Raw genomic sequence first — 14,368 nt, forward strand, 5'->3', positions numbered from 1 at the left:
GGCCCGCATGCGTTTTCGATGCGGGTCCGGCCCATCCGTTTTTCTGTCGTCGTGCACCGCCACCATTTCTCACCAAAGACAAGGATCAAACGCATGAAGCTGCTGCACGCACTGCTGCTGTCGTCGACGCTGGCCATGATGTCCCCGAACGTGTGGGCGCAGGCCAATACCATTCCTTCGCAGCCGCACCTGCTGGTCAAGGGCGAGGCTGCGCGCCAGGTCATGCCTGATCGCTTCGGTGTGTCGGTGCAGCTGGTGTCGGTGGACCTGAAGACCGAAGCTGCACGCCGCCGCGTGCAGGAGAACGGGCGCCAAGTCCTTGCGCTGTTCGAGCGCAACGGGGCGTTGGCTGACAGCGTGAAGGCCGAGAATTTGCAGGTGAGTCCACAGACCCGCTACAAGGACGGCACCAGCGTGTTCGTCGGCATCTCGGTGAGCCAGTCGTTGCAGGCCAGTTTCGCCGATGGCGCGAGCCTGCAGCGGTTCCTCGGTGGGCTGCAGGCCAGCCAGGAAGTGCAGGTGTCCACCCAGAGTCCCGTCTATTCCGCGGAAGCGATGCTGCGTGCCGAGCTCAAGGCCGAGGCCGCCGCGCAGACCCGCGAGTCGGCCAAGGGCCTGGCGGGCGCCTATGGCGCAAAGGTCATCGGCCTGTACAGCATTTCCGATGTCGCTCCGGACTTCGCCTATGGCGTGCAGGCGGGCGAATGGCCGCGCGGGCAAGCTGCGCCGCCGCCGGTCAGGAACCTGTCCCCACCCAAGCCAAGCCCGGCGGGCGCGCCGGCGCAGGATGGCTTCAGCGACAGTGGGGAAGTCATCAAATCCGGCCCCATCACGTACACCGAAAACGTGTACGCCATCTTCCTTATCCAAGATGGACGCTGACTCTCTTGATGCACGACAACTGCGACAGACACCTGCAGGCGCTGGTCGCGGTGCGCAACTACGCATCGGGCGTCCAAGCTGATGCGCGTCTACCGCCGTGATATCACCGGTGCACGGGATCCACACGCTGCGACACATCGGCACTGACGATCCGGAGGGTCGCAGTGCCCATCGGCCGAAAATTACGGCTGCCGTCCGTTGGCGCATTGATTGACACCTCTGCGGTCACGTCCAGGTGCCGCCCGCCAAACGCTTCGAGTTCGTGCCGGGTGATGAGGCCGGATATCGAAACGGACTGGTCGGGCGCCACTACCGTGACGTTCGACAGGAACGCCATACAAGGTGCTACTCGACAGATGCCACAGGCCTGATTCAGCGGCTTTCCTCGACGTCCTTGCCTATGATACGGAGCGTGGTTTCACCGATCAGGCGGAACTTGAAGGTTCCGTCCAGCGGAGCGGATATCTTTATGTTCGCCGTAAGATCCACAGATGATCCGCCCCACTCCTCAAGCTGGGCGGCGCTGATCGATCCCGGTACCGAAGCAGATTGACCTGGTTGGAGGAGGGTAACGTTGTTCAGCAACTTCTCATCCCGCATGCCCGATGGGACCGATTCTGAGTATTCGCGCCTGTTGTCATGCAGGACGATGTACGGGCCGCCGTGTTGAATGAACTCCAGAGGGAACTTGATCGCCGTGTTGCTGACATTTCTTACGGTGACAATGAAATCAACATCGTCATGATCAAAAATACAGCGGGAAGTTTCTGAGCAGGCGGCACTGACCTCAAAGTCCGGATTTGTATTCATGGGTTGGATCTCCGTGCTTGCGCTGCTGCTCAAGAGGATGGCGGCATGAAGGATCAACTGATGGTGCATGTTAATTCCCTTCCTATCGCGACGCTGAGCGCCTTCTGTGCTTCCAGGGCGATTGGCCAGGCATGTCTTGTTTCTGTGGTGGTGCTTCCTGAAGTCGACATGATGGTGGCTGTTGGATCAGATGCGGGTTTGACCGCAGGAAGTTGGATAACCACTTCGGCAAGTGTGCCGTCGCTTGCATAATAGCGTAGGGTCCAATCTTCATCGGCGTAGGCATACTCGTCAGCAATCCCAACGCAATGCGCGTACTCGTGGGCAAGTGTCCAGGCATCGGTGTCTTTCCAGACGTTCACCTGCAAGCTCACAACATTCTCGTGCACCGAAGTTGCAGCAACATTCATCGTGTAGTCGTGCCCACTGGTCACCCATTCGACCTTGTACCTTATGGGGAAGGTCCGCTCGCCACACAACGGGTCGGTCACTGCCAACGTGAATTTATCGTTCCATAGCTCCTCAATGCCTCTCTCCATCCGTGCTTTCAGTGCATTGATATGAGCTTCCGTGACACGGGGTTCCTGGGTGCTCTCCAAGCGTGCAATCTTGAGCTTCACAATGACGTCAACATCGCCAGTGCTGCGCAGCGGAATGGCGATCCGGTATCGACGCTCAAAGCTGAAGTTCCGGGCTGCTCCTCCAGGACCATAGACTTGATAGTAGCGGCCATGCGCATTCGCCGCGACCCTGATGCTGTGGTCAGCGGCCCAGCAAGCCGGCCCCGTTGGTCGGCGCCGGCCAAGCTCGGACCGCGTTGTTGAGGCCGGTGACGCAGATTGAATCGTGGCGTCTGGTTGGTGTGGTGTTTCTCGTCGTGGCGTGGCCGCTGTTCTTGCAGTAGATGCGCCCTCATCCACAAACACCAACGACTGGCGCCCCGCAATCAACTGGCACCCACAACTCACCCAGTCACCCTGCCTGGCCGCTGCGTTGCCATCCACAATCAGCGTGCCATCGCCGGTAATGATGGTGCCAGGGCCGTGCGCCGGGCAGAGGGTGCGGTCGCCCACGCGGGCCATGGGCTGCCCGTCGATATCGGTGAACGGCGAACCGGTGACCACACTGCCGCCACTGCTGAGTCCGTCGCCCACGACGATGAATACTCGCGCCATCCTGGCGCTCCTATGCTGCTGAAACTGCGGGGAAGGGTGGCGGTCAGGAATGGCGGCCTCAACTGCGCAGGTCGGTAATTGCAGGGCGGGTCACAGACCAGCGGGGGTCAATCCGCTGCTCTGGGACGCAGCCCCATCATTGCCGTGGCAATTGCGTCACCCGTGCCGCTGCCCCTGAATTCCATGCCCCGATCTGGACCTGCCCGCATCCTCCGCGCCCCGGCAGCCGGGATCTGATACGCTTAGCCGCGTACGCCGCAACGGCCCCTCAGGGCCTCTGCATCCGCTTGAAACCTCAGAGCTATCCCATGACCTGCACCGCGCTGAACAACGTAGCCAAGTGGTGGCGCTTCCAATAGGAAGCGGCAGGTCGTCGCGGTCCCGGACCGCACCTTGCCGCCGTATCGGCGGGCAAGATCCAGTTCAACGCTCCCCGGCACGGCGGCTCCCTCAAACAGGAGCTGATGCAGTGCTGCACCATGGCGTACCCCAGCAAAGTGCTTGTTCCCCGACGCGGCCTCCGGCTGCGTGCGGCAGGGGGCCGCATGCGCTGTCGCTGCGGATCCGGGCTGTCTGTTCATCGACCGTCGTACACGGCCACCCTTCCTCACCAAAGACAAGGAATACCGCATGAAGCTGCTGAGCGCATTGCTGTTGTCGTCGACGCTGGCCATGGTGGCCCCGAACGTGTGGGCGCAGGCCAATACCATTCCCTCGCAGCCCCATCTGCTGGTCAAGGGCAGTGCCACCCGCACGGTGATGCCGGACCGCTTCACGGTGAAGGTGGCGCTGGAATCGATCGACATGCAGACCGACACCGCCCGCGCCCGTGTACAGGCCAACGCGGAGCGGGTGCTGCAGCTGTTTGCCCAGCATGGCGCCATCGACGGCAGCGTGCGCGCCGCCAACCTGAGCATCGCGCCCTCTACGCGTTATCGCAACGATGAGGAGGTGTTCAACGGCACCGCCGCCCGGCGCGACCTGAAGGCCGAATTCCCGGACGCGCAGGCGCTGAAAGCCTTCTTGGGCGAGCTGAAGGCCAGCCGCGAGGTCCAGGTCAGTACCGCTGAACCCACGTATTCGGGTGAAAGCCGCCTGCGTGGCGAACTGAAGGCCGAGGCCGCCGCGCAGACGCGCGAATCGGCCAAGGGCCTGGCTGGCGCCTACGGCACGAAGATCACCGGTCTGTACAGCATTTCCGACGTCGCGCCGAACTTCGCTTATGGCGTGCAGGCCGGCACCTGGGGCACGCCCGGCCGGGATGGCTTCGGCTCCGGCGGAGAAAGCGCAACGCTGGACAAGGTGGCCGTGACCGGATCGCGCTATCGCGCGTCGTCGGGCGGCGAACTGCTCACCGCCGCGCCCATCACGTACACCGAAAACGTGTACGCCATTTTCCTCATTCAAGACGGACCCTGACCATGTTGTTGATGCTCGACAACTACGACAGCTTCACCTACAACCTCGTGCAGTACCTGCAGACGCTGGGCGCCGAGGTCAAGGTGGTGCGCAATGACGCCTTGAGCGTCGATGAGATCGCCGCGCTCGCCCCCGAGCGCATCGTGATCTCGCCCGGCCCGTGCACGCCCAACGAAGCGGGTGTGTCGCTGGAGCTGATCCGCCGGCTCGGCCCGACCACGCCGATCCTCGGCGTGTGCCTGGGCCACCAGAGCATCGGCCAGGTCTACGGCGGCGATGTGATCCGCGCCGGGAACATCATGCACGGCAAGACCTCCGCGATCCGGCATGAGGGCCGGGGCGTGTTCGCCGGTCTGCCGGACCGCTACCAGGCCACGCGCTACCACTCGCTGGTGGTGGACAAGACCACACTGCCGGATTGCCTGGAAGTGACCGCGTGGACCGAGAACGCGGACGGCAGCGTCGAAGAGATCATGGGCCTGCGCCACCGCGAGCACCCGGTCGAAGGCGTGCAGTTCCACCCCGAGTCGATCCTCACCGAGCATGGCCACGCCCTGCTGAAGAATTTCCTGCAGCGCTGAGCGCGCCGCACCCGCACCACAAAGGACCCCGCATGACCTTCTCCCCCCAGGAAGCCCTGCAGCGCACCATCGAGCACCGCGAAATCTTCTTCGACGAAATGGTCGACCTGATGCGCCAGGTGATGCGCGGTGACGTCTCGCCGGTGATGACCGCCGCGATCCTCACCGGCCTGCGGGTCAAGAAGGAAACGGTGGGCGAAATTGCCGGCGCGGCCACGGTGATGCGTGAGCTGGCGTTGGCCGTGCCGGTGGACGACAAGACCCATCTGGTGGACATTGTGGGGACCGGCGGCGACGGCTCGCACACCTTCAACATCTCCACCTGCGCGATGTTCGTGGTGGCGGCAGCCGGGGCCAAGGTGGCCAAGCACGGCAACCGCAGCGTGTCGTCCAAGTCCGGCAGCGCCGATGCGGTGGAAGCGCTGGGCGCGATCATCGACCTGCGCCCGGATGAGGTGGCCCGCGCCATCACCGAGACCGGCATCGGCTTCATGTTCGCGCCGATGCACCACCCGGCGATGAAAGTCGTGGCACCGGTGCGCCGTGAGATGGGCGTACGCACCATTTTCAACATCCTGGGCCCGCTGACCAACCCGGTGGGCGCCACCAACGTGCTGATGGGCGTGTTCCACCCCGATCTGGTCGGTATCCAGGCGCGCGTGCTGCGCGAGCTGGGCGCCGAACGCGCGCTGGTGGTGTGGGGCCGCGACAACATGGACGAGATCTCGCTCGGCGCCGGCACGCTGGTGGGCGAGCTGCGCGACGGCAAGGTGCGCGAGTACGAGATCCACCCGGAAGACTTCGGCATTGCGATGTCGGCCAGCCGCAACCTCAAGGTGGCCAATCCGGAGGAATCCATTGCCATGCTGCGCGCGGTGCTCGACAACCAGCCCGGCCCGGCGCTGGATATCGTGGCCCTCAACGCCGGCGCGGCCCTGTACGTGGCCGGCGTGGCCGACAGCATCGCCGACGGTCTGGCCCGCGCCCGGGCGGCCATTGCCGACGGCAGCGCCCGTTCGCGCATGGCGCAGTACGTGGCGGCCACCCAGCGCATCCGCGCGGACGGCTGAGCCGTCCGTTTCACGCTTTGCCCATGGCTGGCCGATAATGGCCGGCCTGAAGGACCCTGACTGACATGAGCGACAAGAGCGACATCCTCGACACCATCCTGGCCCGCAAGGCCGAAGAAGTGGCTGCGCGCCGCGCGCAGGTGCCGTTGGAGGCGCTGATCGCCCGGGTCGAGCAGGCGCCGCCGGTGCGGGGCTTCGCCGACGCGCTGCGCGCCTCGATCGCCGCCGGCAACCCGGCGGTGATCGCCGAGGTGAAGAAGGCCAGCCCGTCCAAGGGCGTGATCCGGGCCGACTTCCGCCCGGCCGACATCGCGGTCAGCTACGAGTTCGGCGGCGCCAGCTGCCTGTCGGTGCTGACCGACGTGGACTTCTTCCAGGGCAGCGATGCCTACCTGCAGCAGGCCCGCGACGCGTGCACGCTGCCGGTGCTGCGCAAGGACTTCGTGATCGACGCCTACCAGGTGTACGAGGCGCGCGTGCTCGGCGCCGACTGCATCCTGCTGATCGTGGCGGCGCTGGACGACCGCCAGCTGGCCGCACTGTCCGACCTGGCCATGCAGCTGGGCATGGACGTGCTGGTGGAAGTGCACGACATCGACGAGCTCGAGCGCGCCATCCAGGTGCCGGTGCCGCTGATCGGCATCAACAACCGCAACCTGCGCACCTTCGAGGTCTCGCTGCAGACCACCCTGGACATGCGCCAGGCGGTGCCGCGCGATCGCCTGCTGGTGACCGAAAGCGGCATCCTCGGCGCCGACGACGTCAGCCTGATGCGCAACGCCGGCGTGCATGCCTTCCTGGTCGGTGAGGCGTTCATGCGGGTGGAAGAGCCCGGCGAGGGCCTGCGTCAGCTATTCTTCAGCGCATGACTGCGATCTACCCAACGCCGCGCGACGACGCCCCGCTGGTGGTCTTCGATTTCGATCACACCCTGTATGACGGTGACTCGGGCAGCCATCTGTTTGCCTGGCTGATCAAGCGCAACCCGTTGCGGCTGCTGGCCGCGCTGCTTGCCACCCCGATCCTGGGCCCGCTGGTGGCGCTGCTGCCCACCCGCCGCCGCGGCATTTCCGGGTATGTGTGGATCGCTACCTTCGGCCTGCACCGTGCGCGTGACCTCAACAAGGCCATCGACCGCTACGTGCTCACCCATGAGGCCGACATCCGCCGCCGGCTGCTGCCGGTGGCGCTGGATGTGTTCGCCCAGCACCGTGAGCAGGGCGACCGGGTGGTGGTGGCCACCGGCGCGCCGCCGGAACTGGCGCGCGCCATCCTCACCTTCGTCGCCCACCAGGGCGTGCCGGTGATTGGTACCGAAGTTGGCCCGTGCCTGGGCGCGGTGATCGCCACCCGCCACTGCCACAACGAAGAGAAGATGCGCATGCTGCGCGAGCGCGGCTACGGCGAAATCGCCATCGCCTACTCCGACAGCAGTGCCGACCTGCCGCTGCTGCTGGCCGCCAAGGCGCCGGTGGTGGTGAACCCCAAGGCCTCGCGGGTGGCGCACTTCCGCCAGGTGCTGCCGCCGGGCACGCCGATCCTCAACTGGGGCTGCGTCGATCGAGCGGGCGATCCGGTCTAAGCGACGCGATTGAGGATGCGTCTGGTGTCATCCCCTGCGGGATGACGCAACCGGCTCAGGCGGCGCGCCACTGCAGCACGGCCTGGCCGATCTGGAACAGGCTGATGGCCAGGACCAGCACGCCCACGGCGACCAGCACCCAGCGCTCCTTGACCCGCTTCACCAGCAGCGCGGCGACCGGCGCGGCCATCATCCCGCCGATCAGCAGGCCAGCCACGATGTTCAGGTACTGCAGGCCCATGGTCAGCAGGAAGGTGATCGATACCGCCAGGGTGACCACGAATTCGGCGGCGTTGACCGTGCCGATGGTGGTCCGGGCCTGGCCACCCCGGGCCAGCAGGGTGGAGGTGGCGACCGGTCCCCAGCCGCCGCCGCCGCTGGCATCCAGCAGGCCGGCGAAGAAGCCCAGCACCGGCACCCGCTTCACTTCCTGGGCTGGCATCAGCCGCCCGGCCGCGCGCAGCAGGATGAAGATCGCCAGCACCAGCAGGTAGCAGTAGATGAACGGGCGGATGAACTCACCCGGCAGCTGGGTCAGTACATAAGCGCCTACGACCCCGCCCACCGCGCCGGGAATGGCCAGGCGCAGGAACAGGCGCCGGTCGACATTGCCGGCCACCAGGTGGGAGACCCCGGACGCGCCGGTGGTGAAGACTTCCGCGGTATGAATGCTGGCGCTGACCGCCGCTGGCGGCAGGCCCATGCTGAGCAGGATCGAGGACGAAATCAGCCCGAACGCCATCCCCAGGGCGCCGTCGACCAGCTGCGCGCCCAGGCCGATCAGGATGAACCAATAGAATTCGCTGCCAAGCTCCATGCCACCAGCCTACCGGGAAACAGCCGGGTAGTGCCGGCCGCTGGCCGGCAACTGTGGGCAGTCGGGGCCCGGCGGGATGCCGGGTGGGTGCTGCCGGGTAGTGCCGGCCGCTGGCCGGCAACCGTGGGCAGTCGGGCCCGGCGGGATGCCGGGTGGCGTGCCGGGTAGCCGACCAACGGTCGGCTCTACCCCGCGCGCGGGGCGTCAGCGGGTGCCGTACAGGACCACGGTCTTGCCGCGGGCGTGCAGCAGGCCGTCGGTCTGCAGCTTCTTGAGGACGCGGCCGGCCATTTCACGCGAGCAGCCGACCAGCCGGGCCAGTTCCTGGCGTGACACGCGCAGCTGGGTGCCCTGCGGGTGGCTCATGGCCTCCGGCTCGCGGGACAGGTCGTGAAGGGTGCGCACGATACGGTCGGTGACGTCCAGGAACGCCAGCCGGCTGGCCTTGCGGCTGGTGTCCAGCAGGCGCTTGGAGATCTGCTGGCCCAGCGCATACAGCAACCGCGGGGCATCGGCCGAGAGCGGGCCGAGGAACAGCTGGTGCAGGCGCTCGTAGCTGATTTCAGCCAGTTCGCAGGGGGTGCGGGTGCGCAGGATCACCTCGCGGCGGTCCGATTCGACGAACAGGCCCATCTCGCCGACGAACTCACCTGAACCGAAGTAGCCGAGGACCAGCTCGCGATCGTCCTCTTCCTCAGCAATTATAGAGACCGAGCCACTGATCACGTAATAAAGGGTGCCAGCCGGGTCTCCGGGGCGGAACACGTCGGTACGGGCGGGATAGCGGCGACGATGGCTGTGGGCCAGAAACCGGTCGATGGTGGCGATATCCAGGGCCAATGGACTTGCGGCAAGGCGCACAGTTGACACGGTTGAGGCGCTCCCTTTGCTCATGAACAATTCACGGCTATGTGCCGCGAGCTTAACGATCCGATTTGTTAAGGGCAAACAAAGCACAGCTACTCGTGTCAATGCAAGTTTCGCCCCCGATCACTTTGCCCCATAATTCCCCCTTTCCCACCACTCACAGGATCGACCGCCGTGGTCAAGCCGTTGCCTCGCCTCAGGTTGCAGGGTTTCAACAACCTCACCAAGGCGCTGAGCTTCAACATCTATGACGTGTGTTACGCGCGCACCGAAGAGGAGCGTCAGCGTTACATTGAATACATCGATGAAGAGTACAACGCCGACAGGCTTACTCAAATCTTGACCGATGTCGCCGAGATCATCGGCGCCAACATCCTTAACGTGGCGCGCCAGGATTACGATCCGCAGGGTGCCTCGGTGACGATCCTGATCTCGGAAGAGCCGGTGATCGACAAGAAGCAGGCCGGCAAGGAGTTGATCTCCGACGCCGTGGTCGCGCACATGGACAAGTCGCACATCACCGTGCACACCTATCCGGAAACGCACCCGCAGGAAGGTATCGCCACCTTCCGCGCCGACATCGACGTGGCCACCTGCGGCGTGATTTCGCCGTTGAAGGCGCTGAACTACCTGATCGAGAGTCTGGAATCGGACATCGTGATCATGGACTACCGCGTGCGTGGCTTCACCCGTGATGTGAAGGGCAAGAAGCACTACATCGATCACAAGATCAACTCGATCCAGAACTTCCTGGCCAAGAACATCAAGTCGCGTTACGAGATGTTCGACGTCAACGTCTACCAGGAGAACATCTTCCACACGAAGATGCACCTGAAGGACTTCGACCTGGACCAGTACCTGTTCGAAGAGAAGGCCAAGAACATCTCCTTCAAGGAACGCATGAAGATCGAGGCGCTGCTGCGTCGTGAGATCGAAGAGCTGTTCCACGGCCGCAACCTGGCCGAGTAATGCGACAGGTGACAGCCGCCCGGGGCAACCCGTGGCGGTGCTGCACAGGCGGGACGGCCCCGCGCCGGGGTGTCAGGGTCGCGTAGAACCTGGCGCCACGGAAGCCAACCGATGACGGTCCGGTGTGAAGACACCGGGCCGTTTTTTGTGTCTGGCCGCCCGGCGGGCCCGCTCAACCGGTGGATGCCGGCCGTGGGCCGGTACCGGAACTCATACGCGATAGGCGATGGTCTTCATGACCTTGGAGGCCAGCGCCATCACCCCGGGGATCGGGAAGGGCAGCTTGCGGGCGCCGGCATGTTCGGCGTGGTCGGCGTGCCGGGCCTCGTCGATCTTCATCACCTTGAGGATCTCGCGGCTGCGCAGGTCGGCCGGGGGCAGGGTGTCCAGGTGTTCGTCCAGGTGGGCCTCGACCTGGCGCTCGGTTTCGACCACGAAGCCCAGGTTCCAGCCGTCCCCGCGCAGGCCGGCCAGGGTGCCGATGGTGTAGCTGCCGGCATACCAGATGGGGTTGAACAGGCTGGGGCGGCTGTCCAGTTCGCGCAGGCGCTGGGCGCACCAGGCCAGGTGGTCGGTTTCTTCCTGGGCCGCTTCGAGCAGGTGGGCGCGGGTCTGCGCTTCCTGGGCGACGGCGGCCTGGCCGAAGTACAGGCCCTGGGCGCAGACCTCGCCGACGTGGTTGATGCGCATCAGGCCGGCCGCGTGGCGGCGCTCGGGGGTGTTCATCTGTACGTCGGGGGTGGTGTCGGCCGGGTAGGGGCGGCTGGCCGGCGGGTTGCCAAACACCGTGTCCAGGGCGCGCTGGGCTTCGGTCAGCAGGTGATCGAGCGGGGTGATCTGGCGGGTGGCGGTCATGGTGGGTGGCAGCGTGCAGCGGGGGACCGTCGATTCTCGCCCCGCAGGCGCGGTGTGCCAAGCCGGGGCAGGGGGTAACTTGCAAGTGGCGGGGTTGGCCAGTACAATCCCGCCTCTTCACAACGCGTGGCAGAGTTCCGGCCGTTCAGCGCCGTAATGAGCCCGACCTACTTGAGTTCTTTCATGAGCACTTTCACTGCAAAGTCCGAGACCGTCCAGCGCGACTGGTATCTCGTCGACGCTTCCGGCAAGACGCTGGGCCGTCTGTCCACCGAGCTGGCCCGCCGTCTGCGCGGCAAGCACAAGCCGGTTTACACCCCTCACGTTGATACCGGTGATTACCTGGTTGTCATCAATGCAGAAAAGATTGTCGTCACCGGCAACAAGCTGCAGGACAAGCTGTATCACCGTTTCACTGGCTACATCGGCAACCTGAAGACCGAAACTCTGGCCCAGGCGCTTGAGCGCCACCCGGAGCGTGTCATCGAGACCGCCGTCAAGGGCATGCTGCCGAAGGGCCCGCTGGGCCGCGCCATGTACCGCAAGCTCAAGGTGTACTCGGGTTCCGAGCACCCGCACGCCGCTCAGCAGCCTCAGGTTCTGGATATCTAATCATGGCTATCACTCAAAACTACGGCACCGGCCGCCGCAAGTCCTCCACCGCCCGCGTGTTCCTGCGCAAGGGCGCCGGCAACATCACCGTCAATGGCCGTCCGCTGGACGAGTTCTTTGGCCGTGAGACTGCACGCATGATCGTGCGTCAGCCGCTGGAACTGACCAAGAACACCGAAAGCTTCGACATCATGGTCACCGCCGCTGGCGGTGGTACCACCGGTCAGGCCGGTGCGATCCGTCTGGGCATCGCCCGTGCGCTGGTCGAGTACGACGAAACCCTGAAGTCCGAGCTGCGCAAGGCTGGCTTCATGACCCGTGACGCCCGTGAAGTCGAGCGTAAGAAGGTCGGCCTGCACAAGGCACGTCGCGCCACCCAGTTCTCCAAGCGCTGATCCATCGCGCCTGGCGTGGGATCCTTCGGGATCCCGCTGGGAGGTACGCAAAAGCCCGGCTTCGGCCGGGCTTTTGTCGTTTGTGGGGAGCGGTGCCGCTCAGGGTGGGGTCGAGGCCGGCTGGGGCGGGCGAGGTAGAGCCGAGCTTTGCTCGGCTGCCGTAGCACAGCACTGAACAGCCGGGGCCAAAGCCACAGCCACAGCCACAGCGCTTGCTCTGCGCATTGGCCTAGCTGGGTCGGCGCGGGTGGATTGTCGGGACACGCTGCAAGTCCCGCTCCGCGGCCCGGCCCAGCCGCTGGCGGCTGGGCGTTCGGGCGCTTGCGAGGCAGTGCCTCGCAAGCAAAGCGCCCTCACCCATGTAAGCTCCGTCGCCGCATCCATGCGGCTCAGGGTCCCGCCAACCCACCCGCGCCGGCCCTCGACAGTTGGCTGGTGCGCATGGGAAGGGCGAGGCAAAACGGGGCGGGCGCTTGGGGGCTTTGATCGGTAGTGCCGGCCGCTGGCCGGCAACCACGCAGGCCTTCCGCAAGCCGATGGCGTCGCTCGCGATGGCCGTGACCGCGATTCTGCTCTTCTATCCTCCGGCCGTTGGTCGCATTCGTGCCATCGCCTGGCTATCGCAGCGCATCCCCGCCGGCGATGGCTAACGCCATCCACCCACCCGCCGGCCCCAATGGCGCCCAGCGCCCCTCACACCCCATCAGGCGAAGCAGCCCCCTTGGAGTCCAAGGGGGCGCGCCGACAGGCGCGGGGATGTGGAGGTAAATGAGGCGGACCCCAACCTTGCTGCGCAAGGTTGGGGTGCTGGGCGCGTAGCGCCCAGCTAACCGCACCAAATAAAACAAAAGGCCTGATCTTTCGATCAGGCCTTTTGTTTTATTTGGCTGCCCCGGATGGATTCGAACCACCGAATGCCTGAGTCAGAGTCAGGTGCCTTACCGCTTGGCGACGGGGCAATATGTGCGTGCAAGTATTGCACTTTTTCCCTACAAAACCAAGGGTTAACTTGGTGGCTATGGGTGGACTCGAACCACCGACCCCAGCATTATGAGTGCTGTGCTCTAACCGGCTGAGCTACATAGCCTAGGGAGCCGGTAATTCTGGAGATGTATCGGGGATCTGTCAACACTTTTTCATCACGCTTGTGAGTGGGCAGCGGGCGTGTCAAAGTCGGATCAGTAGATTTTTCTAGGAGTCCGCATCGTGATCGATCCGGACGGCTATCGACCGAACGTCGGTATTGTGCTGATGCGGGAAGACGGGCAGGTGTTCTGGGCACGACGTGTGCGCCGGGATGGCTGGCAGTTTCCGCAGGGCGGCATGAATACCGACGAGACGCCCGTCGAAGCCATGTATCGCGAGTTGCACGAAGAAACGGGGCTGTTGCCCGAGCACGTCGAAGTCCTCGGTGCGACACCGGGCTGGCTGCGCTATCGGCTGCCCGCACGCGCCATCCGGCGCAACGAGAAGCAGGTGTGCATCGGCCAGAAGCAGGTGTGGTTCCTGCTGCGCCTGTCCGGCGACGAATCCCATGTGACGCTGGACCATACCGACAGCCCCGAGTTCGACCAGTGGCGGTGGGTGGATTTCTGGTACCCGGTCGAGCACGTGGTGATGTTCAAGCGCGGGGTCTATGCACGCGCGCTGCGCCACCTGGCGCCCTTGGCGCGTGGCGTGGCCGGCACCGGGGTGGAGTCGATGCCCAAGTCGGCCCAGGAAGCCTGGATGCCGGGCAACACCGCCGGGCACGATCGGCCGCGCAAGCGCACGCCGCCCAAGCGGGGCTACTGGCCGCGCAAGGCCAAGGGCGACCCGGGCGCGCCGTGATGGGGTGCGCCACGGCGTTCAGCCGTGGCTGGCCTGTCTGAACCGTATCGAGAATGATTCAGATACGAAATTGACAACCATTCGCATTTCTATTGGAATAGCGGCAGGCCCTTCCTGGCCTGCCTGCCGAGTCCGCACGTGTACGTTTGTATCTGCAACGGGGTTACCGACCACCAGATCCGTGAAGCCGCCCAGAGCGGTGTCGCGAGCGTGTCCGAACTGACGATGCGCACCGGCTGCGGCGCCACCTGCGGTTCCTGCTTGGACATGGCAGCCGACCTGCTGGCCAAGTTCAGCGCTACCCACGCTCTGCCGCTGCCTGTGTTGGGCCTGGCGCAGGTCGCCTGAGGCGGGGCCACCCGACCAACGGTCGGGTGCTACCCGTGCGGGCGCGGCAAGGTTCCGGCGCGGCCACGGTAGCCGCCGACCGTTGGTCGACGGAACCTCACCGTAGCGAGCATGATTCGCGTTTCTTCATGCCCCGGCGCGAAGCGCTACAGTGCG

The 14,368-nt window shown here is 65.0% G+C and carries 17 protein-coding genes and 2 tRNA genes; 11 read left to right on the forward strand and 8 right to left on the reverse strand.

Annotation, left to right across the window (positions count from 1 at the left end; translation table 11 throughout):
- Positions 1-93: 93 nt before the first annotated feature.
- Positions 94-882 (forward strand): SIMPL domain-containing protein, encoded by a 789-nt coding sequence (locus AC1DCJ_RS05050; RefSeq protein WP_478070281.1) that lies wholly within the window; start codon positions 94-96, stop codon positions 880-882.
- A gap of 103 nt (positions 883-985) precedes the next feature.
- On the opposite strand, the gene AC1DCJ_RS05055 is transcribed toward AC1DCJ_RS05050, so the two are convergent.
- From AC1DCJ_RS05055 to AC1DCJ_RS05065, 3 genes are read right to left on the reverse strand one after another with little or no spacing between them, the layout of a single operon-like run.
- Positions 986-1,219: a hypothetical protein gene (locus AC1DCJ_RS05055; RefSeq protein ID WP_478070282.1), complete on the reverse strand. Its 234-nt coding sequence runs from the start codon at positions 1,217-1,219 to the stop codon at positions 986-988.
- Between the two features lie 35 nt (positions 1,220-1,254).
- Positions 1,255-1,761 carry a hypothetical protein gene (locus tag AC1DCJ_RS05060; RefSeq protein WP_478070283.1) on the reverse strand — a complete coding sequence of 169 codons (507 nt, stop codon included), beginning with the start codon at positions 1,759-1,761 and terminating at the stop codon, positions 1,255-1,257.
- Positions 1,746-2,867, reverse strand: a complete 1,122-nt coding sequence (locus AC1DCJ_RS05065; RefSeq protein WP_478070284.1) for a PAAR domain-containing protein — start codon at positions 2,865-2,867, stop codon at positions 1,746-1,748. Before AC1DCJ_RS05065 ends, AC1DCJ_RS05060 begins: the two co-directional genes overlap by 16 nt.
- A 630-nt stretch (positions 2,868-3,497) precedes the next feature.
- On the opposite strand from AC1DCJ_RS05065, the gene AC1DCJ_RS05070 reads away from it, so the two are divergent.
- From AC1DCJ_RS05070 to AC1DCJ_RS05090, 5 genes are all read left to right on the forward strand, one after another.
- Positions 3,498-4,286 carry an SIMPL domain-containing protein gene (locus AC1DCJ_RS05070; protein WP_141057804.1) on the forward strand — a complete coding sequence of 263 codons (789 nt, stop codon included), beginning with the start codon at positions 3,498-3,500 and terminating at the stop codon, positions 4,284-4,286.
- Positions 4,287-4,288: 2 nt separating this feature from the next.
- Complete coding sequence (locus AC1DCJ_RS05075) at positions 4,289-4,867, forward strand: anthranilate synthase component II (RefSeq protein ID WP_137190606.1); 579 nt, start codon at positions 4,289-4,291, stop codon at positions 4,865-4,867.
- A 32-nt stretch (positions 4,868-4,899) separates the two neighbouring features.
- On the forward strand, positions 4,900-5,937 hold the full coding sequence (gene trpD, locus AC1DCJ_RS05080) for an anthranilate phosphoribosyltransferase (RefSeq protein ID WP_478070285.1): 1,038 nt from the start codon (positions 4,900-4,902) through the stop codon (positions 5,935-5,937).
- A gap of 65 nt (positions 5,938-6,002) precedes the next feature.
- Positions 6,003-6,806 (forward strand): indole-3-glycerol phosphate synthase TrpC, encoded by an 804-nt coding sequence (gene trpC, locus AC1DCJ_RS05085; RefSeq protein WP_141057802.1) that lies wholly within the window; start codon positions 6,003-6,005, stop codon positions 6,804-6,806.
- The gene (locus AC1DCJ_RS05090; protein ID WP_137190605.1) at positions 6,803-7,519 is read left to right on the forward strand and encodes a haloacid dehalogenase-like hydrolase; all 717 of its coding nucleotides are present in this window, start codon (positions 6,803-6,805) and stop codon (positions 7,517-7,519) included. The genes trpC and AC1DCJ_RS05090 overlap by 4 nt, the downstream gene beginning before the upstream one ends.
- Positions 7,520-7,574: 55 nt before the next feature.
- Here the strand turns inward: AC1DCJ_RS05090 and AC1DCJ_RS05095 are convergent, their stop codons facing one another.
- A complete protein-coding gene (locus AC1DCJ_RS05095; protein WP_141057800.1) occupies positions 7,575-8,336 on the reverse strand; it encodes a sulfite exporter TauE/SafE family protein in 762 nt (253 codons plus the stop codon).
- A 204-nt stretch (positions 8,337-8,540) separates the two neighbouring features.
- Positions 8,541-9,230 carry a cAMP-activated global transcriptional regulator CRP gene (gene crp / locus AC1DCJ_RS05100; protein ID WP_038685793.1) on the reverse strand — a complete coding sequence of 230 codons (690 nt, stop codon included), beginning with the start codon at positions 9,228-9,230 and terminating at the stop codon, positions 8,541-8,543.
- 147 nt (positions 9,231-9,377) lie between these two features.
- Between crp and speD the strand changes: the two genes are divergently transcribed.
- Positions 9,378-10,172, forward strand: a complete 795-nt coding sequence (gene speD / locus AC1DCJ_RS05105; RefSeq protein WP_025874620.1) for an adenosylmethionine decarboxylase — start codon at positions 9,378-9,380, stop codon at positions 10,170-10,172.
- A gap of 210 nt (positions 10,173-10,382) precedes the next feature.
- Here speD and coq7 read toward each other — a convergent pair whose 3' ends face one another.
- Complete coding sequence (coq7, locus tag AC1DCJ_RS05110) at positions 10,383-11,027, reverse strand: 2-polyprenyl-3-methyl-6-methoxy-1,4-benzoquinone monooxygenase (protein WP_038685794.1); 645 nt, start codon at positions 11,025-11,027, stop codon at positions 10,383-10,385.
- Between the two features lie 183 nt (positions 11,028-11,210).
- Between coq7 and rplM the strand changes: the two genes are divergently transcribed.
- Together rplM and rpsI are read left to right on the forward strand one after the other, a co-directional pair.
- Positions 11,211-11,639, forward strand: coding sequence for a 50S ribosomal protein L13 (gene rplM / locus AC1DCJ_RS05115; RefSeq protein WP_038685795.1), 429 nt, complete (start codon positions 11,211-11,213; stop codon positions 11,637-11,639).
- A 2-nt stretch (positions 11,640-11,641) separates the two neighbouring features.
- Positions 11,642-12,034, forward strand: a complete 393-nt coding sequence (gene rpsI / locus AC1DCJ_RS05120; protein ID WP_017354549.1) for a 30S ribosomal protein S9 — start codon at positions 11,642-11,644, stop codon at positions 12,032-12,034.
- 884 nt (positions 12,035-12,918) lie between these two features.
- Here rpsI and AC1DCJ_RS05125 read toward each other — a convergent pair.
- Both AC1DCJ_RS05125 and AC1DCJ_RS05130 read right to left on the reverse strand, forming a co-directional pair.
- A tRNA-Gln gene (locus AC1DCJ_RS05125) sits at positions 12,919-12,993 on the reverse strand.
- Between the two features lie 51 nt (positions 12,994-13,044).
- Positions 13,045-13,121 (reverse strand) — tRNA-Met (locus tag AC1DCJ_RS05130).
- Between the two features lie 119 nt (positions 13,122-13,240).
- On the opposite strand from AC1DCJ_RS05130, the gene AC1DCJ_RS05135 reads away from it, so the two are divergent.
- On the forward strand, positions 13,241-13,864 hold the full coding sequence (locus AC1DCJ_RS05135) for an RNA pyrophosphohydrolase (protein ID WP_038685796.1): 624 nt from the start codon (positions 13,241-13,243) through the stop codon (positions 13,862-13,864).
- A 138-nt stretch (positions 13,865-14,002) separates the two neighbouring features.
- Positions 14,003-14,212, forward strand: coding sequence for a (2Fe-2S)-binding protein (locus AC1DCJ_RS05140; RefSeq protein WP_137190602.1), 210 nt, complete (start codon positions 14,003-14,005; stop codon positions 14,210-14,212).
- Positions 14,213-14,368 lie beyond the last annotated feature (156 nt).

It is taken from the genome of Stenotrophomonas sp. 10N36, assembly GCF_056395005.1.